Annotated in this window: 15 protein-coding genes; 7 read left to right on the top strand and 8 right to left on the bottom strand. The window is 74.0% G+C overall.

From position 1 onward, the window contains the following. Positions 1 to 44 precede the first annotated feature (44 nt). Together ACWEJ6_RS15645 and ACWEJ6_RS15640 are read left to right on the top strand one after the other, a co-directional pair. On the top strand, positions 45 to 1,169 hold the full coding sequence (locus ACWEJ6_RS15645) for an epoxide hydrolase family protein (protein ID WP_452424202.1): 1,125 nt from the start codon (positions 45 to 47) through the stop codon (positions 1,167 to 1,169). Positions 1,170 to 1,174: 5 nt separating this feature from the next. Then, entirely contained in the window at positions 1,175 to 2,254 is a 1,080-nt protein-coding gene (locus ACWEJ6_RS15640; protein ID WP_452424200.1) for a winged helix DNA-binding domain-containing protein, read from the top strand. A 5-nt stretch (positions 2,255 to 2,259) separates the two neighbouring features. Here the strand turns inward: ACWEJ6_RS15640 and ACWEJ6_RS15635 are convergent, their stop codons facing one another. Further along, positions 2,260 to 3,540: an FAD-binding oxidoreductase gene (locus ACWEJ6_RS15635; protein WP_452424198.1), complete on the bottom strand. Its 1,281-nt coding sequence runs from the start codon at positions 3,538 to 3,540 to the stop codon at positions 2,260 to 2,262. Between the two features lie 55 nt (positions 3,541 to 3,595). On the opposite strand from ACWEJ6_RS15635, the gene ACWEJ6_RS15630 reads away from it, so the two are divergent. Further along, entirely contained in the window at positions 3,596 to 6,787 is a 3,192-nt protein-coding gene (locus ACWEJ6_RS15630; protein ID WP_452424196.1) for a BTAD domain-containing putative transcriptional regulator, read from the top strand. Positions 6,788 to 6,816: 29 nt separating this feature from the next. Continuing rightward, positions 6,817 to 8,013, top strand: a complete 1,197-nt coding sequence (gene ligD, locus ACWEJ6_RS15625) for a non-homologous end-joining DNA ligase (protein ID WP_452424194.1) — start codon at positions 6,817 to 6,819, stop codon at positions 8,011 to 8,013. Positions 8,014 to 8,031: 18 nt separating this feature from the next. Here the strand turns inward: ligD and ACWEJ6_RS15620 are convergent, their stop codons facing one another. From ACWEJ6_RS15620 to ACWEJ6_RS15610, 3 genes are all read right to left on the bottom strand, one after another. Continuing rightward, a complete protein-coding gene (locus ACWEJ6_RS15620; RefSeq protein ID WP_397163932.1) occupies positions 8,032 to 9,450 on the bottom strand; it encodes an NAD(P)/FAD-dependent oxidoreductase in 1,419 nt (472 codons plus the stop codon). Next, positions 9,447 to 10,073, bottom strand: coding sequence for a helix-turn-helix domain-containing protein (locus ACWEJ6_RS15615; RefSeq protein WP_452424192.1), 627 nt, complete (start codon positions 10,071 to 10,073; stop codon positions 9,447 to 9,449). Before ACWEJ6_RS15615 ends, ACWEJ6_RS15620 begins: the two co-directional genes overlap by 4 nt. A gap of 123 nt (positions 10,074 to 10,196) precedes the next feature. Then, complete coding sequence (locus tag ACWEJ6_RS15610) at positions 10,197 to 11,084, bottom strand: SDR family oxidoreductase (protein ID WP_452424190.1); 888 nt, start codon at positions 11,082 to 11,084, stop codon at positions 10,197 to 10,199. Between the two features lie 87 nt (positions 11,085 to 11,171). On the opposite strand from ACWEJ6_RS15610, the gene ACWEJ6_RS15605 reads away from it, so the two are divergent. Further along, complete coding sequence (locus ACWEJ6_RS15605) at positions 11,172 to 12,938, top strand: thiamine pyrophosphate-dependent enzyme (RefSeq protein WP_387664702.1); 1,767 nt, start codon at positions 11,172 to 11,174, stop codon at positions 12,936 to 12,938. 18 nt (positions 12,939 to 12,956) lie between these two features. Here ACWEJ6_RS15605 and ACWEJ6_RS15600 read toward each other — a convergent pair whose 3' ends face one another. Next, complete coding sequence (locus tag ACWEJ6_RS15600) at positions 12,957 to 13,709, bottom strand: IclR family transcriptional regulator (RefSeq protein WP_352356857.1); 753 nt, start codon at positions 13,707 to 13,709, stop codon at positions 12,957 to 12,959. 80 nt (positions 13,710 to 13,789) lie between these two features. On the opposite strand from ACWEJ6_RS15600, the gene ACWEJ6_RS15595 reads away from it, so the two are divergent. Both ACWEJ6_RS15595 and ACWEJ6_RS15590 read left to right on the top strand, forming a co-directional pair. After that, positions 13,790 to 14,962 (top strand): 4-hydroxybenzoate 3-monooxygenase, encoded by a 1,173-nt coding sequence (locus tag ACWEJ6_RS15595; RefSeq protein WP_452424187.1) that lies wholly within the window; start codon positions 13,790 to 13,792, stop codon positions 14,960 to 14,962. 104 nt (positions 14,963 to 15,066) lie between these two features. Next, positions 15,067 to 15,372 (top strand): DUF6401 family natural product biosynthesis protein, encoded by a 306-nt coding sequence (locus ACWEJ6_RS15590; RefSeq protein ID WP_387664708.1) that lies wholly within the window; start codon positions 15,067 to 15,069, stop codon positions 15,370 to 15,372. Between the two features lie 184 nt (positions 15,373 to 15,556). On the opposite strand, the gene ACWEJ6_RS15585 is transcribed toward ACWEJ6_RS15590, so the two are convergent. The 3 genes from ACWEJ6_RS15585 to ACWEJ6_RS15575 form a co-directional block, all read right to left on the bottom strand. After that, positions 15,557 to 16,408, bottom strand: coding sequence for a mechanosensitive ion channel family protein (locus ACWEJ6_RS15585; RefSeq protein ID WP_452424324.1), 852 nt, complete (start codon positions 16,406 to 16,408; stop codon positions 15,557 to 15,559). Between the two features lie 122 nt (positions 16,409 to 16,530). Continuing rightward, positions 16,531 to 17,094, bottom strand: coding sequence for a hypothetical protein (locus tag ACWEJ6_RS15580; protein ID WP_452424185.1), 564 nt, complete (start codon positions 17,092 to 17,094; stop codon positions 16,531 to 16,533). Next, entirely contained in the window at positions 17,094 to 18,467 is a 1,374-nt protein-coding gene (locus tag ACWEJ6_RS15575; RefSeq protein WP_452424183.1) for an NAD(P)/FAD-dependent oxidoreductase, read from the bottom strand. Before ACWEJ6_RS15575 ends, ACWEJ6_RS15580 begins: the two co-directional genes overlap by 1 nt. Positions 18,468 to 18,522 lie beyond the last annotated feature (55 nt).

Raw genomic sequence — 18,522 nt, 5'->3', positions numbered from 1 at the left:
GCGCAAGAGCACTCATGGCCGAGCCGTTCACAAGGAGAAGCGCCGTGCGCGACGACATCCAGCCCTTCCGAATCGAGATCCCCCAGGCCGACGTCGACCACCTGCACGACCGGCTCGCCCACGCCCGCTGGCCCGGCGAGCTGCCCGGCGTCGGATGGACCCGCGGCGTGCCGCTCGGCCACCTGAAGGAGCTCGCCGAGTACTGGCGCACGCAGTACGACTGGCGCGCCCAGGAGGCCCGGCTCAACCGGTACCCGCAGTTCACCACCGAGATCGACGGCCAGCGCATCCACTTCCTGCACGTCAGGTCCGACCGGCCCGACGCCAGGCCGCTGCTGATCACCCACGGCTACCCGAGCTCCGTCGCCGAGTTCCTGCACCTGATCGAGCCACTGGTCGCCCCGGACGAGGGCCCGGCCTTCCACGTCGTCGCGCCGTCGCTGCCCGGCTACGCCTTCTCCACGCCGCTGGGCGGGACCGGCTGGTCGATGGGGCGCACCGCACGCGCCTGGGCCGAGCTGATGGGCCGCCTCGGCTACGAGCGGTACGGCGTGCACGGCGGCGACGTCGGCGCGGGCGTGTCCGGCCTGCTCGCCGGCCTCGACGGCGAGCACGTCGTCGGCGTGCACGTGGTGACCGATCCGTTCACCGCCGCGAACGTCGCCACCTTCATGCCGGGGATCGCCGACCGGCTCGACGCCGACGACCCGGTCGACAAGCTGATCCTGAGCCGGATGGACGCCTTCCAGCAGGAGGGCTCCGGCTACCTGGCGATCCAGAACAGCCGGCCGCAGACCATCGGCTACGGCCTGGCCGACTCGCCGCTGCTGCAGCTCGCCTGGATCGCCGAGAAGGTCCACGAGTGGACCGACCTGCCGGTCGACCGCGACCAGCTGCTCACCACGGTCAGCCTGTACTGGTTCACCGGCTCCGGCGCGTCCGCCGCGCACACCCTGTACGAGCAGGCCCACTCCGCCGACTGGGGCGCGCCGCCCGCCGTGCCGCAGGGGTTCGCGGTCTTCGGGGCCGACGAGACCGTGCGCCGGCTGGTGCCCGCGCCGGCCGGCGCGCACTGGAGCGAGTTCGAGCGCGGCAGGCACTTCCCCGCGATGGAGGCCCCCGCCCTGCTGGCGGCCGACCTGCGGGCCTTCTTCGGGCCGCTGCGGTGAGCGACGTGCTGAGCCGGCGTCGCCTCAACCGGGCCACGCTGGCCCGCCAGTACCTGCTGGAACGCGCGCCGGGCCGGGCGATCGACGCGATCGAGCACCTGGGCGGCATGCAGTCCCAGGCGCCGCTGGCCCCGTACGTGGGGTTGTGGACCCGGCTGCGGGGCTTCGCGCCGGATGAGCTGTCGGCGCTGACCGAGCAGCGCCAGGTGGTGCGGCTGCACCTGATGCGCAACACCGTGCACCTCGTCAGCGCGCGCGACTGCCTGGACTGGCGCGCGCTGTTCCGTCCGCTGCACGCCGCCGGCTTCCGCGCGCACTTCCGCGCGCATTTCCGCCACGGCCTCGGCGACGCGGACCGGGAGGCGCTGCTCGAACAGGCCGGGCGGCTGCTGGCGGAGCGGCCGCGCACCCGCGGCGAGCTCGGCAGGCTGCTCGCGCAGAGCCGGCCGGGCGCCGATCCGAGCGCGCTGGCCTACGCGGTCACGCATCACCTCGCGCTGTGCCAGGTGCCGCCGCGGGGCGTCTGGGGCGGCACCGGCCCCGCCGCGTGGGCGCCGGTGGAGAGCTGGCTGGGCGCGCCGCTGCGCCCGGCGCCGGTGGACGCGCTGGTGCTGCGCTATCTCGGCGCGTTCGGCCCGGCGAGCGTCGCGGACGTGCAGCTGTGGTCCGGGCTGACCCACCTGCGCGAGGTGGTGGAGCGGCTGCCTCTGAGGGTGTTCCGCGGGGAGGAGCGGCAGGTGCTGTACGACCTGCCCGACGCGCCCCGCCCGGCCGAGGACGTGCCCGCCCCGCCCAGATTCCTCCCCGAATACGACAATCTGCTGCTGTCACACAAGGACCGGACCCGGGTGATCCCCGGCAACCGCCCCGTCCCGCTCCCCCCGGGCAACGGCGCGACCACCGGCACCTTCCTGGTCGACGGCATGTGGCAGGGCACCTGGCGGATCCGGGACCGGACGCTGCGCATCCGGCCGTTCACCCCGTTGCGCCGCACGGATCGCGACGCCCTGCTGACCGAGGCCGCCGGGTTGTGCGCCTTCCTCGATCCCCGGGCGACGTGCGACCTGGTCCTCGAAGAGCCGTAGGCCGGTCAGCCGAGCACCGGGAAGTTGGACCTGATGACGCTCAGCGGGTCGCGGGCGCGCTTGAGGTCGCGCAGCCGGGCCAGCGTCTCGGGCGAGAACGCCGCCGCCGCCTGCTCCCCGCCGTGCAGCATCGTGAACGGACGCCGCCCGGTGCTGAACGGCACCAGCGACTTGCCGAGCCGCTCCATCCGCTCCGCCACCTCCGGCGACGGCAGGCCCAGCGCGTGCACGAGGTACGGCTCCGCCAGCCGCTCCACCGCGCCCCCGCCCTCGACCGGCCTGGCCACGGCCCCGCCCAGGTGCCGGACCTGCACCGCCAGCAGCGGCTCGATCGGCTCGCCGGTCAGCACGCCGGCGACCTCGTCGTCCAGCCTGGTCAGCAGCTCGGTGTGGCCCACGCCCGGGCTCGGGTCCACGGGCTCGTCGCAGATCGAGGCCAGCTCGGCCACCGGCAGCCGCCGCCTGGTGTCGGCGATCGCCCCGCCCACCGCCTCGAACGGCCGTAGCAGCGTCCCGGGGTCGGCCCCCAGGTAGGTGCAGTCGGCCATGACGAAGCCGGGGGCGCCGGGCGGCGTCAGGAGCTGGAACCACACCGACAGCTCCTCCGGCGCGTCGGCGGTGACCTCGCGGAAGGCCGCCATGACCTGCTCGGCGCGGTCGGCCGGCCAGATCATCCGGCCGCCGTACAGCACGGGCGCGGGGTGCAGGTCGAACTCCAGCGCCGTCACGATCGCGAAGTCGCCGCCGCCGCCGCGCAGGGCCCAGAACAGCTCGGGGTCGCGTTCGGCGGTCACCCTGACCCGGCCGCCGTCGGCGTCCACGGCCTCGACGGCGCGCACGCTGTCGGCGGCGAAGCCGTACCTACGGCTGAACCAGCTCAGGCCGCCGCCCAGGGTGTAACCGGTCACGCTCACCACCGGCGAGCTGCCCGCCAGGCCGGTCAGCCCGAGCGGGCTCGCGGCCGCCAGCACCTCGCCCCACTTCACGCCCGCGCCGACGCGCGCCACGCCGTCGCGGATCTCCACCCCGCCCAGCCGGCCGGTACGCAGCAGGATCGTCCCCTCGGTGTCGCCCGACGCGCCGTGGCCGCTCGGCTGCGCGGTGACCGCCAGGCCGTGCAGGCGGGCGTAGCCGATCACGGCGGCCACGTCGTCGGCGTCGGCCGCCTCGACCACCGCGCGCACCTGCTGGTCCACCGCCAGGTTCCAGGGCCGTCGCGCCTGGTCGAAGCCGTCGTCGCCGGGGAGCAGCACCGGGCCGGCCGTCATGTTCCTCAGTTCGTTCATGTGATCAATGATGCGTCGTCCCACTTGCGTGGGAATTGGGGTTGACTTGAGGTCTGTGGAGTTCAGACTTTTCGGGCCGCTCGAGGTGGACGACGCCGACGGCGTCCCGCTCGACCTCGGCACCCGCAAGCAGCGCGCGGTGCTGGCCATGCTGGCGCTGGAACCGGGCCGCATCGTGCCGCTCGACCGGCTGATCGACGAGCTGTGGGCGGGGGAGGCCCCGGCCAGGGCCACCGCCACGCTCCAGGCGTACGTGTCGCACCTGCGGCGGGTGCTCGAACCCGGACGCAGGCCGCGCACGCCGCCCCGGGTGCTGCTCACCCGCGAGCCCGGCTACCTGCTGGACATCGCGCCCGGCCAGACGGACGTCGCCCGCTTCGCCTCCTGGACGGCCGACGGCGCCCGGCTGGTGCGGCAGGGACGGCACGGCGAGGCGGCGCGGGTGCTCGACCGCGCGCTCGGCCTCTGGCGCGGCGAGCCGCTGGCCGAGTTCCCCGGGCTCGCGCCCGAGGTGCCGGCCCGGCTGGCGCAGCTGCGGCTGGCGGCCGAGGAGGACCGGCTGGAGGCGCGGCTGGAGCTGGGCGAGGCCACCGTGCCCGACCTGGAGGCGCTGGCCGAGGCGTACCCGTACCGGGAGCGGGCGTGGCGGCTGCTGGTGCTCGGGCTCTACCGTGCGGGCCGGCAGGCCGACGCGCTGGCCGCCCTGCGCCGGGTGCGCGGCCTGCTGGCCGGACGGCTGGGCATCGAGCCGGGACCGGAGCTCAGACGCCTGGAACAGGCCGTCTTCGACCAGTCCCCGGCCCTGGACGCCCCCGGCGCGACGACCGCCCGCCCGGCGGCGGACCGAGGGGCGGAGGCCGCTCCGGAGCCGCCGCCCATGGCGGGCCGGGGCGCGGGGGAGCGGCTGGTGGGACGGGAGGCGGAGCTGCGGACCCTGGAGGAGCTGCTGGGCGCGGCGCGGGCCGGGCGCGGCGGGCTGGCGCTGGTCACCGGCGAGCCCGGCATCGGCAAGACCAGCCTGGCCAGGGCCGCCGCCGACCTGGCCGCCGCCCGCGGATTCCGGGTGGAGTGGGGCAGGTGCCTGGACGACGCCAGGGCCCCGGCGTTCTGGCCGTGGACGCGCGCGGGCATGATCCCGCCGTCGCCGCACGCCGAGCTGTTCGACCTCTACGACGCCGTGCTCGACTCGCTGCGCGGCGGCCCGCTGCTGCTGGTGCTGGAGGACCTGCACTGGGCCGACGCCTCCTCGCTGAAGCTGCTCGGCCACGTCGCCGGCGAGCTGGCGGGCACGTCCGCCCTGGTGCTGGCCACGCTCAGGCCCGAGCCGGACGGCCACCCGGCCCAGCTCCGCGAGACCCTGGCCGCCCTGTCCAGGGAGGGCCGCAGGCTGCCGCTCGCGCCGTTCGACGCCGACGGGGTGCGCGACTTCCTGCGCCTGCGCGAGGTGACCGCCGACCCCGGGGAGCTGCTCGACCGCTCCGGCGGCAACCCGTTCTACCTCACCGAGCTGCTGCGGCTGCCCGAACGCGAACGCCATCTCGTCCCGCCCGGCGCACGCGACGTGATCGACCGCAGGCTCGCCAGGCTGCCCGGGACGACGCTGGACCTGCTCAGGGCGGCCGCCGTCGCGGGCCGCGAGGTCGAGGTGGACCTGCTGGCCGCGCTCGTGGAGCAGCCGGTCGAGGACGTCATGACCGGCCTGGAGCCGGCCCTGGCCGCCGGGCTGCTGACCGAGGCCGCCGATTACCGCTTCTCGCACGCCCTCGTCCGCCAGGCCCTGGACGCCGGCCTGACCACGCTCGCCCGCGCCCGGCTGCACCTGCGCGCCGGCCTGCACCTGGAGAGCATGCCCGGCGCCGACCCGGCGCTGCTGGCCGGCCACTTCGCCGCGGCGGCCCGGCTGGGCGGCGCGCCCAAGGCCGTCACGCACGCCTGCGAGGCCGCCGCCCAGGCCGCCGCCCGGCACGGCTACCAGGAGGCCGTCGAGCTGTGGGAGCTGGCGCTCGCCCACCTCCCGCCCGGCGACTCGCCGCGGCGCTGCCGGCTGCTCACCGAGCTGGGCCGGGCCCGCCGCAGCCTGGGCGACGCCGCCGGCGCCCACCGCGACCTGGACGAGGCCGTCGCCCAGGCCCAGCGGCTCGGCGACCGGGACGCGCTGGTGGCCGCCGTCTCGGTGTTCGGCGGGCTGTCGGTGTGGAACTGGCGGCCGTACGGCGTCGTGGACGAGACGATGGTCGCGGTGCTGGAGGACCTGCTCGCCGGCGGCCAGGACCCGGCGTCCAGGGCGGCGCTGCTCGGCACGCTCGGCATCGAGCTGCACTACGGCCCGCGCCGCGCGGAGGGCGAGCGGCTGGCGCTGGAGGCCGTCGAGCTGGCCCGCGGCCTGGACGACCCGATGCTGCTGGCCAAGGCGCTGAACAACTACCTGATCGCCGGGTTCGTCCCGGGCCGCAACGACGCGCGGCGCAGGGCGGCCGAGGAGATGCTGGCCGTGCCCGGCCTGCCCAGGGAGGCCCGGCTGGTCGGGCGCGTCCTGCGCATGTCGTGCCTGCTGCGCGCGGGCGATCTGGCCGAGTGGGCCAGGGACCTGGACCGCTGCGAGCAGCTCCTGCACGAGGTCGCCCGGCCCGAGCTGGAGGCCATGGTCCGCGTCTCCCAGACCGCCGCGCACACCCTGCACGCCCGCTGGGACGAGGCCGAGGCCCTGCTCGCCCGCTTCCCAGGGCTCGCGTTCGGCGGCAGCCTGTGGGGCATCGAGGCACGCCGCCTGGGCACCCTCTACACGTGCAGGCGCGGCCAGGGCCGGGGCGCGGAGCTGCTGGCGGAGCTGGTGGCGGCGGGGGAGCGGCCGCTGATGAGCCCGGTGCGCCCGCTGGCCGTGCTGGCGGCGCTGGAGGCCGGGCGGCCGGAGCTGGCCCGGGAGCTGATCGGCCGATGGGGGGTGGAGCTGCGCGAGGACTGGGCCGCCGACTTCCTGCATCCCGTCTGGGGGCTGGTGGCCGCCCGCCTCGGCACGCCCGACCCCGCCGAGCTGTACGAACGGCTGCTGCCCATCGCCGGCCAGCTCATCGTCATGGGCATGGGCAGCGCCGCCTGGGGCTCGGTGCACGACGTGCTGGCCGAGCTGGCCCGGCGGCTCGGCCGCGGACGGGAGGCGCGCGAGCACAACGAGGCCGCCGTCGAGCTGCACCGGCGGCTCGGGCTGACCTACTGGGAGGCGCGCAGCCGGGGGTGGCGTCCCGGCTGACTGTCGGACCCGCCGCGTATCGTGATCTCATGCCTGACATCGAGGTCGCGGGCCGTTCCGTCCGCGTCACCAGCCCCGACAAGGTGGTCTTCCCGCAGTCCGGCCACACCAAGCTCGACCTGATCCGGTTCTACCAGGCGGTCGGCGAGGCGGCGCTGCGCGGCGTGCACGGGCGGCCGATGGTGCTCAAGCGGTTCGTCCACGGCATCGAGCAGGAGGCGTTCTTCCAGAAGCGCGCGCCGGCCAAGCGGCCCGACTGGATCGAGGTGGCCGAGCTGCGCTACCGGTCCGGGCTGAGCGCCGAAGAGGTGGTCTGCACCGATCTGGCGCAGTTGCTCTGGGTGGTCAACCTCGGCTGCGTCGACCTCAACCCCCATCCGGTCCGCGCCGACGACCTGGCCAGGCCCGACGAGCTGCGCATCGACCTCGACCCCGTCCCGGGCGTCGGGTGGGCCGACGTGCTGGCGACCGCGCAGGTGGCGCGCGAGGTGCTGGCCGACCACGGGCTGGTCGCCTGGCCCAAGACGTCCGGGTCGCGGGGATTCCATGTCTATGCCCGGATCGACCGGCGGTGGTCGTTCGCCCAGGTGCGCAAGGCGGCCGAGACCGTGGCGCGCGAGGTCGAGCGGCGGGCCCCCGACCTGGCGACCAGCCGGTGGTGGAAGGAGGAGCGCCACGGCGTGTTCGTCGACTTCAACCAGAACGCCTACGACCGCACGGTGGCCTCGGCGTACTCGGTGCGGGCGGTGCCCGACGCCCGCGTGTCCACCCCGCTGAGCTGGGAGGAGGTGCCCGGCTGCCGGCCCGAGGAGTTCACCGTCGACAGCGTGCCGAAGCGGCTGGCCGAGCTCGGCGACCCGTGGGAGGACATGGACCTGCACGCCGGCTCGCTCGACGGCCTGCTGGAGCTGGCCGAGGAGCTCGGGCCCGCGCCCAAGCCGCCCAAGGGCAGCGGGCGCAGGCAGCAGACCATGCCGGTCGTCGAGATCGCCAGGGCCCAGCACAAGGAGGAGGCCCTGGCCGGGCTCGACCGCTGGAAGGCCCGCCACCCCGAGGTCGCGGCCCTGCTGGAGCCCGCCGACGTGCTGGTCGACGGCATGCGCGGGCGCAGCAGCGTGTGGTACCGGATCCGGGTCAACCTCCAGCACGTGCCGGAGGGCGAGCGGCCGGCGCAGGAGCCGCTGGAGGTCGACTACGACCCCTGGCAGGGCGCCGGCGGCCCCTGACCGGTCCGGTGGGGCGGGTCAGCGGCCCGAGACGAGGTTGCCGAGGCGGGCGTACAGCGAGGTGCCGGTGCCGCGGTCGTTCTCGTGGCGGTCGGCGGCCCGGAACAGCGTGTAGATGAGCTGCACGCCCGCCCACCGCAGCGGCTCCGGCTCCCACTGCCGCACCTGCCGGCCCACCCACGGCAGCGCCGTCAGCTCGGTGTCCCGCCGCAGCACCAGGTCGCGCAGCGTGCGCCCGGCCAGGTTCGTGGTGGTGACGCCGCTGCCGACGTACCCGCCGGCCCAGCCCAGCCCGCTCGCGTGGTCGAGGTGCACGGTCGAGCACCAGTCGCGCGGCACGCCGAGCACGCCGCACCACGAGTGCTGCACCCGCGCGTCGGCCGCCGCCGGGAAGAGCTTCACCAGCATCCGCCACAGCAGCGCCACCGTCCGCGCCTGGGTGGCCCCCCGGCGGTCGGTCCGCGACCCGAACCGGTACGGCACCCCCCGCCCGCCGATCGCGATCCGGTCGTCGGCCGTGCGCTGGGCGTAGACGTAGGCGTGGGCCTGGTCGCCGAGCAGCTCGTGCCCGGCCCAGCCGATGTGCTTCCACACCTCGGCGGGCAGCGGCTCGGTGACGATCATGGAGCTGTTCATCGGCAGCCACTGCCGGTGCTGCCCGGCCAGTGACGCGGTGAAGCCCTCGGTGGCGCGGATGACGTAGTCGGCCGAGACGACGCCGAGCGGCGTGTGCGCGGTCGCCTTGCCGCCGCCCACGCGCGGCCGGATCTCGGTCACCGTCGTGCCCTCGAAGACGTCCACGCCCAGCGCGGCCACGGCCGAGGCCAGGCCGACGGCGAGCTTGGCCGGCTGCACGCGGGCGCAGTGCGGCGAGTACGCGGCCTCCAGCGTGCCCGCCACCTGGAGGCGTTCGCGCTGCTCGTCGCGGTCCATCAGCCGCATGTCGTCCTCGCCGTAGCCCCAGGAGCGCAGGTCGGCGACCTCCTCGCGGAGCCGCCGCCGCTGGGCCGGGTTGGTCGCCACGTGCACGAGACCGCCCTTGTGCACGTCGGCGTCGATGCCCTCGGCGCGGGTGACGTCGATGACCTCGTCCACCGCGCGGAACATGGCGTGCTGGAGGTCGATCATGGCCTGCCGGCCGCGGGCCTGGGCGTGCCGCTCGCGGGAGCCGGCGAACTCGGCCGACAGCCAGCCGCCGTTGCGCCCGGAGGCGCCGAACCCGGCGAACTCCTTCTCCAGGATCGCGATCCGCAGGTCGGGCTGGGCCTTCTTCAGGTAGTACGCCGTCCACAGGCCGGTGTAGCCGCCGCCGACGATCGCCACGTCGTACTCGCGGGAGCCGGGCAGCGCGGGCCGCCTGGCGGGCAGGCCGATCTGCCGGTACCAGAACGAGACGCCCCCGTTGGCGTAGTCGTCGGTGAGCGGGATGCCTGTCATGACTGTTCTGCCTCCACGGCTGCTACGTGCCCCTCCGCTGATTCCCCATCCGCTCTGTCCCCGGCGGACGGGGTGGGCGGGCTGATCACCCAGAGCACCTCGGCGGCCTCGTCGCCGTCGTTGACCACCCGGTGCGGGACCGATGTGCGGTACTCCACGCTGTCGCCGGGCCGCAGCGGGTGCGCGGCGGCGGACCCGGCCGGGCCCAGCCAGAGCGTGAGGCTGCCGCGCAGCACGAGGAAGATCTCCTGCGAGTCGCCGTGCGTGTACGGCTCGTCGCCGGTGGAGGCGCCGGGGTCGAACTCGCCGGCGTACATCTCCACAGTGCGCAGCGGGCGCTGGGAGATCAGGAACTTGCGGGTGCCCGGCGCGGTGGCCAGCTCGGGACGCTCGGCGCGGCGCACCACGCGGTGGGCGGGCTCGTCGTCCTCGTTGAACAGGTCGGCCACGGTGATGCCGAGCGCGGAGGAGATCCTGCGCAGCATGCCGATGCTCGCGCTGGTCTGCCCGCGTTCGAGCTGGCTGATGAAGCTGGGGCTCGCCTTGGCCTCGCCGGCCAGGGCGCGCACGGTCATGCCACGCATGCCTCGGTAGACCCGGATGCGGGTGCCCAGGTCCGTCATCGAACCTCTCGATCGGTCAGGCTGAACAAGTTGTTCAGTGACGGTACCGACGGCGGAGAAAGCCCAGCAAGAGGGGGGTGCCTAACGAATCGGTAACCGGTCCCAGCCGCGGATGGGCGCCGGTCAGCCGCGCGTGGGCCGCTGGTAGCCCTCGTCGCCGCCGTAGACGCGCACCGACGGGTCCCGCTCGGGCTGCGTGGCCGGGCTGGTCGGCGAGGCGGTGTGCTCCTCGGCGAAGTCGTCCGAGGGCACCGGCGGCGGCGGGAACAGGTAGTCGTGCCAGGTGATCCGGCCCTTGGGGTCGGCCTCCGTGGTGAACGCGCCCGCGCGCTGCGCGGCGGCCAGCCTGCCCGGGATGCGCACCGGCAGGCACAGGCGGCGCAGGCGGCGGGCGTCCAGCCAGGTCCTGGTCAGCTCCTCGGTGCCGAGGACCTGCGGGCCGCCGTACTCGAGGACGGCGCAGGCCGGGCCGCCGGCCAGCAGCGCGGCCAGACGGCCGGCGACGTCGTCCACGTGCACCGGCTGCCACAGCAGCGACCGGTCCACGGGCAGCACGGGCAGCGCCGCCAGGTCGCGCAGCAGCCGGTCCACCGACTGGTGGAACGGGGTGGCGCGGACGACCGTCCAGGCCATGCCGCTCTCCCTGACCAGCCGTTCGGCCTCCAGCTTGTGCCGGTGGCCGGGCGCGCGGTCCGCGCCGGCGATCGAGGGCAGCAGCACGTGCGCGGCCCCGGCCGCGCGGGCCGCCGCGGTCAGCGTGCGGGTGCCGGCCAGGTCCACCTGGGCGCGGCCCGGCCGGCCGCCGGTGGCCAGGTGCGCGACGGCCTCGACCTGCCGGACGGCCTCGGCGACGCCCTTGCCCGAGGCCAGATCGCCCCACACCCACTCCACGCCCCCGCGGTCCTCATGCCGGGTACGGCTGAGCGCCCGTACCCGATGTCCCGCCTTGAGCAGGACGGGCACCAGGGCCCTGCCGAGGGTGCCGGTGGCTCCTGTGACCAGAATGCGCATGCCGGGTCCATACCCGCGAATCCCCAGAGATGACAATGATTTTCGTGACGAGGTCTGTGGACGGCGGTGCGGGGTAGAGCCGCCAATATGGCTCGTATCGCATCCGAATCCCTGATCGAACGGCTCGCCGAGTGGGGCGTGGACACCGTCTTCGGCCTGCCGGGCGACGGCATCAACGGCATCATGGAGGGGCTGCGCCGTCATCGTGATCGGGTGCGGTTCGTGCTGGTGCACCACGAGGAGGCCGCCGCCTTCATGGCCACCGGCTACGCCAAGGCCACGGGACGGATCGGCGTCTGCCTGGCCACCTCCGGCCCCGGCGGCATCCATCTGCTCAACGGCCTCTACGACGCCAAGCTCGACCACGTCCCCGTGCTGGCCATCACCGGCATGCAGGAGACCGCCGTGCTCGGCACCGGCTACCAGCAGGAGGTCCACCTCGACAAGCTGTTCGCCGACGTGGCCGAGTACAACATGATGATCACCAACCCGGCCCAGCTGCCCTCGCTGGTGGACCTGGCCGTCCGGACGGCCTACGCGCGGCGCGGCGTCGCCCACCTCACGCTGCCCAACGACATCCAGGTGGCCGACGCGGGGGAGGACCCGTACCGGACGGTCGCGCCGGTGCGCGCGCCGGAGACCGCGCCGATCTACCTGCGGCCCCCGGGGCTGCCGCGCCGGGAGGACCTGGCGCGCGCGGCCGAGGTGCTCAACGCCGCCGAACGGCCCGCCATCCTGGCCGGGCAGGGCGCGTTGCACGCCCGGCAGGAGGTGCTGGCCGTGGCCGAGGCGCTGGGCGCGCCGGTGGTCAAGACGCTGCCCGGCAAGGCGGTCGTCCCGGACGACTCGCCGTACACGACGGGCGGGATCGGGCTGCTCGGCACCAAGCCGAGCGAGGAGCTGATGGACGAGGCCGACGTCCTGTTCATGATCGGCACGAACTTCCCGTACTCGAAGTTCCTCCCCGAGCCGGGCAAGGCGCGGGTGGTGCAGTTCGAGGCCGAGCCCACCAGGGCCGGGGCGCGGGTGCCGACCGACGTGCCCGTGGTGTGCGACGCCAAGGAGGGCCTGCGCGAGCTGCTGCCGCTGCTCACCCGGCGCGGCGGCGACGGACACCTGGCCAAGTACCAGAAGCTCATGGCCAAGTGGCGCTCCGACATGGACAGCCTGGAGAACCCCGACAGGGACCCGATCGCCCCCCAGTACGCCATGTCCGTCCTGGACGACCTGGCCGCCGACGACGCCATCCTGACCTGCGACAGCGGCACGATCGCCACCTGGGCCGCCCGCCACTGGACGATCCGCGGCGGGCGCGAGTTCTACCTGTCGGGCACGCTGGCCACGATGGCGCCCGGCCTGCCGTACGCCATCGCCATGCAGCACGCCTTCCCCGGCCGGCAGGTCATCGCCTACGTCGGCGACGGCGGCTTCGCGATGCTGATGGCCGAGTTCCTGACCGCCGCCCAGCACCGGCTGCCGGTCAAGGTCGTCATCAACAACAACAACTCGCTCGGCCAGATCCTGTGGGAGCAGATGGTCCTCGGCTACCCCGAGCACGGCGTGCGCTTCGCCCAGCCGGAGGCCGACTACTCGGTCTGGGCCAGGGCGTGCGGCGGGTTCGGCGCCAAGGTCACCAAGTCCGGGGACGTGGCCGCGGCGATCAGGCAGGCGCTCGCCCACGACGGCCCCGCCCTGGTGGACGTGGACGTCAACCCGAACGAGCCGCCGATGCCCGGCAAGGTCTCCTACGACCAGGCCAAGAGCTTCGCCCAGGCGTTCCTGAAGGGGCAGCCGCACAAGGCGGCCATCGCGACCACCCTGTTCAAGGACCGCATCCAGAAGTTCACCGACTGACCGGCGTCCGGCGGCCGGTCAGGGGGCCCGGCAGGCGGCGGCGATCCGGGCGGCGGTCTCCAGCAGCGGGTCCACCAGCCGGGGCAGCTCGCGGGCGCGCCGCGAGGCCAGCACGATCCCCACGGCGGCCACCGCCCGCCCGTCCACGACGACCGGCGCGGCCGCCGAGCACGAGCCGAGCGTCATCTCCTCGTGCGTCAGCGCGTAGCCCTGCGCCCGCACCGCCGCCAGCTCCCTGGCCAGCCGGCCCGGCTCGGTGACGGTGTGCGGCGTGGGCCGTTCGAGCGCGCGGGCCAGGTACGCCTGCACGAACCACTCCGGCTCGAAGGCCAGCAGCGCCTTGCCCACCCCGGTCGGGTGCATCGGCAGCCGCCCGCCCGTGCGCGAGACGATGGGCACGGCCCGCCTGCCGTACACCTTGTCCACGTACAGGACCTCCAGGCCGTCGCGGACGGCGAGGTGCACGTTCTCGCCGGTGGTGGCGAACAGCTCCTGGAGCCAGGGGTGCGCGCGGCCCTGGAGGCTGCCGGGCGCGAGCTGGCCGAGCTCCCACAGCCGCAGCCCCACCCGCAGCCGCCCGTCGGGGGAGCGGCTGAGCGCCTGCCACTCCTCCAGCTCGGCCACCAGCCGGTGGGCCGTGCTCAGCGGCACCCCGCTCCGCCTGGCCAGGTCGGTCAGCGTGAGCTGCGGATGGGCCGCGTCGAACGCCCCCAGGATGGCCAGCACCTTGGACGTCACCGTCTGCCCCGGACGCCGGGCTCCTCCGGACATGACCACACTCCTGCGCACATCTTCCACTCAGTGGAAGAGGCTACTCGGCTCCGAGGGCAGGCAGGCAGCAGACTTCCCTCATGCGAACTCAGGTCGGGATCATCGGCGCGGGCCCCGCGGGCCTGCTGCTGTCTCATCTGCTCCACCTGCGCGGCATCTCCTCGGTGGTGCTGGAGAAGCGCAGCCGCGCCTACGTCGAGCGGCGGGTCCGCGCGGGCGTCCTGGAGCAGGGCACGGTGGACACGCTCGTCGAGGCGGGCGTCGGCGCGCGCCTGCTGCGCGAGGGCCTGCCGCACCACGGCATCGAGCTGCGGTACGGCGGCGCTGGCCACCGCATCGCCTTCGACAAGCTCGTCCCCGGCCGGGCCATCACCGTCTACGGCCAGCAGGAGGTCGTCAAGGACCTGATCGCGGCCCGGCTGGCGGCGGGCGGCGACCTGCGGTTCGAGGTCGAGGACGTCGAGGTGCACTCGCCGGAGTCCGAGCCGTACCTCACCTTCGGCGGCGAGCGGCTCGACTGCGACGTGATCGCCGGGTGCGACGGCTTCCACGGCGTCTCGCGGCCGAGCGTCCCGGACGGGGTCCTGGAGGTGTTCGAGCGGGAGTATCCCTTCGCCTGGCTCGGCGTCCTGGCCGAGGTGGCGCCGTCGGCGGAGGAGCTGATCTACGCCAGGACCGAGCGCGGCTTCGCGCTGCACAGCATGCGCTCGCCCACGGTCAGCCGCTTCTACCTCCAGGTCCCGGCCGACGCCGACGTGGCGCAGTGGCCCGACGAGCGCGTCTGGGCCGAGCTGAAGGCCCGCCTGGAGACCGTCCCGGGCTTCGAGCTGACCACGGGCGAGATCATCGAGAAGGGCGTCACGCCGATGCGCTCCTTCGTCGCCGAGCCCATGCAGTACGGGCGGCTCTACCTGGCCGGGGACGCCGCCCACATCGTGCCGCCGACCGGCGCCAAGGGGCTGAACCTGGCCGTGGCCGACGTCCGGGTGCTGACCGAGGCGCTGGCCGCGTTCTTCGAGCACGGCTCGCCGGAGCTGCTCGACGGCTACTCGGCGGCGTGCCTGAAGCGGGTGTGGCGGGCGCAGCACTTCTCGTGGTGGATGACGACGCTGCTGCACACCTTCGACGAGGACGACCCGTACGGGCGGCGGCTCCAGACCTCCTACCTGGACTACGTCACCTCCTCGGAGGCGGCGGCGACCACGCTGGCGGAGAACTACGTCGGACTGCCCTTCGACCGACCGCACGACTGACCGCACGACTGACCGCACGACTGACCGCACGACCGACCGCACGAGCGACCGCGCCACCCGCCCCCCGGGCGGGCTGACCTCGGGCGATGCCTTAAAGTTGGCGCGTGGTTTTCGAGGAGGGCTGGGCGCATGCGCCCCTGCGGTGGTTGATGGACACGCTGGGCCATGCCCAGCTCGCCAGGATGGAGCGCGAGCCGGCGCTGGTCGCGGCCGTGGATCAGCACGCGGCGCTGCTGCGTGACGCGATCCCGCTCGACCGCGAGACCCTCGGCGACTATCTGCTTGGCTTCCTCGACGAGCTGCGCCACCGCGGCTGGATCTTCAGCGGCGACCACGACGCGCCCGCGCTGCGGCTGACGGCGGTCTGCTGGCTCGCCCGCGAACAGGGCTTCCTCGCCGAACCCGCCTGAGCCCGCGCCGGACGTCCCGCGCTCAGACGGCCACCACCTGGGCATCGGCCCCCGCTCCCGGTCGCCCGCGAGGCTCACGCCCGGCGACCGCGCCGCTCATGGCAAGGGCCGCTGGGCTCACGCCCGCCGGCCGGCCGTCCATGTGGGTCCGCGTGGCCGGGCGCTTGTCCCGGCCACACGGAGCTCAGCTCTCCGGCGGAAGGTCCGCGCGGGTCGCCCCGCCGGTCGTCCCGCCGGTCGGGCCCATGGTCGGGCCGGTCGGGCCGGTGGTGCCGGGCGTGCCGGGCGCGCCGGGTGTGGTGCGGGCCGGTTCGGCGGGCCGGGCCATCGAGCGGGCGTCCTCACGCCCCCGCTGGTACGCCTCGGCGTGCGCCCTGGCCTGCGGCGCCTCCGCCTCGATCCGGCCGATCCAGCGCTCCCAGCGCTGCTGCATCGGACGGACGAGCCCGCCGCCGAGACCGATGGCGATGATCGCGCCGATGGTGGCGAGCACGGTGATGAGCACCGGGGTCGTGACGGTCGTGGCGACGCCGATCTGGTTGAGCGCGGCGATGATGCCGAGCGCCCAGATGAAGACGGCCGCCGCGATGCCGAGCCAGCGCCCGTAGGACAGCCCGCCGAGCGCGCCGTCGACGAGATCCCGGACGGCCCGGGCGATCGCCCCGGCGATCACGATGATCACGATGGCGACCACGGCCTTGGGCAGCCAGCCCACCACCCCGTTGAGCAGCGCCGAGATCGGGTTGGGCCCGAAGACGCTGAAGGCGATCTGCAGGGTGATCAGCAGGATCGCGTAGTAGACGAGCTTGGCGAGCAGCCCGCTGGCGTCGTACCGGCTGCTTTCGAGCCAGCGCTGCACGCCGCTGCGCTGTACCGCCCGTTCGAACCCGACGCGGTCGAGGATCTTGTCCACGAGCTTCTGCAGCGCCTTCGCCACGATCCATCCGATGATCAGGATCACCAGGAACGCGACCAGCCTGGGCACGAACGTCGCGACCTGTCGCCAGGCGTCCGTCAGGCCTTGGCCAATATTGATGTCCACGGTTTCCTCCAAAACGAGGAGCTCATGGAGTCGCGGTACCCGGCTGAACTGGGACTATGCACGCATTGCTACCAAATTTTCGCTCAGTGTTACATTTGTACAAGTGTGCGCAGGGGTCAGTAGAGCCGGCGCAGGTCCATCTGGAAGTTCTGGTGCCAGGTCTGGCCGCCGTCCACGGTGGTCTCGCCGATCTCGTGCCAGGTGGTGCCGGTGAACGTCAGCGTGTAGCGGCTGGTGTAGGCGGGCGTCTGGAGGCTCCACTCGAAGGTGTCGTCGCCGACCACCGGCACCACCGTGGTGACGTAGCCGCGCGAGAACGCCTCCCAGCGGTACTGGCCGGTCGCCTCGGAGTAGTTGATCACCGCCAGGGCGCTGTCCACGATCGTGCGCGGGTCGGCCTTGTCGCGGCCCTGACCCTCGACCGAGATCACCAGGTCGCCCGCCTGCCAGCGCACCCGCTCGGTCTGCAGGTCCTGCCGGGTGCCCGAGGGCGTGACGGTCCAGCCCGCCCCCGCCCAGGTGCCGATCATGAACGACAGCCGCCGCATGGCCTCCGCCTGCCCGGTGGACGCCTGCCCGCCCGCGGCCGAGGCGGGCGTCCGGGCGGCCGTCGCCGGGGCGGGGGAGAGCAGGGCCGCCAGTAAGGCGAGCGGCAGGAGCAGGCGGACCAGTGACTTCATCAAGGCGTCCTCGTCAGTGAGCGGCTGATGCCGAGCCGGGGGTGAGCGGTCAGGTAGAGGCCGGTGGCGGCGTCGTACAGGTCGTTGGCGTCCATGCGCATGGGGGCCAGGGTGCTGCCGGCGGGCGTGACGTGGCGCAGGGCGCGCAGCCCCGCGTCGTGGGCGGCGGTCACCAGCTCGCTCATCGGCGCGGTGCCGCCGGCGGTGGTGGCGTCGGTCAGGTCGGACAGCCCGGCCGTGATCGCGGCGAACGCGTGGTCGGACGTCCCGCCCCTGATCAGGTGCTGGGCCAGCCAGAAGTAGCTGGCCCGGCCGCGGTACTGCCGGTAGACCGAGGAGACCATGGTCAGCAGCCGCTGGTAGGCGTTGCGGTACAGGGACTCGTAGAAGCCCAGAGCCTCCTGCTCGCTCACCTCGCCGCGTTCGGTGGCCGTGATCGAGGCCGCGGCCAGCAGGGCGCTGTACATGGCCAGGTGCACGCCGGTCGACAGCAGCGGGTCCAGGAAGCAGGCGGCGTCGCCGGCGATGCGGTAGCCGGGGCCGCAGAAGGAGTCGGCCACGTACGAGAAGTCCTGCTCGACGCGCACCGGGCCGGTGAACCTGCCGATCAGCCCCGCCACGGTCGGCGACTCGGCCACCACCGCGTGGAACATCTCCTCCGGCGACCGGTAGTGGGCACGCCGCTCCAGGAAGCGGGTCTGGTGGGTGACGAAGCCGACGCTGAACACCTCGCCGCGCAGCGGGATCACCCAGTACCACCCTTCCGGTGAGGAGATCACGTTGATGCCGCCGCCCGGCGTGTCGGGAAGGAGCTCGCCGCCCTGGTAGTAGCCCCAGATGGCGACGTTCCTGAAGACGTCGTGCGGGCGTCGGTCACGGAAGTGCTGCGCCGACAGTACCCCGGCGCGTCCGGAGGCGTCGACCACGTGATCGAAGCGCTCCAGGCCGCGATCCCACTCGGCGGCACGGGCGCGGCCGTCCTCGAACAGCACCCGCCTGACCCTGGCCTGCTGGATCACCTCGACGCCCTGGGAGGCGGCGTGGTCCAGCAGCACCTGGTCGAAGTCGTCCCGGTCCACCTGCCAGGAGCGCACCTCGGGGCCGAAGGTGGCCGCCCAGTTCACCGTCCAGTCGCGCTCGGCGCCCCAGCGCAGCAGCAGGCCCTCCTTGACGGGATAGCCGCGCTCCTCGATCTTCTCGTGCGCCCCGGCGTAGTCGATGATCGTCCGGCAGGACGGCGAGACGGACTCGCCGATGTGGTAACGCGGGAAACGTTCGCGTTCCAGGAGCCGGACGTCCATTCCGTTGCGGGCCAGCAGCGTCGCGGCGATCGAGCCCGCCGGGCCGCCGCCGATCACTAATACCTTGGTCATCGCGAGCCCTTCCGATAATCGATACGTATTACGCAGTGACGGGCCCGGCGTACGG

This window comes from Nonomuraea sp. NPDC004702, from assembly GCF_053601695.1.
The sequence above is the reverse complement of the archived record's forward strand: the minus strand, read 5'-3'. Positions and strand labels throughout refer to the sequence as shown.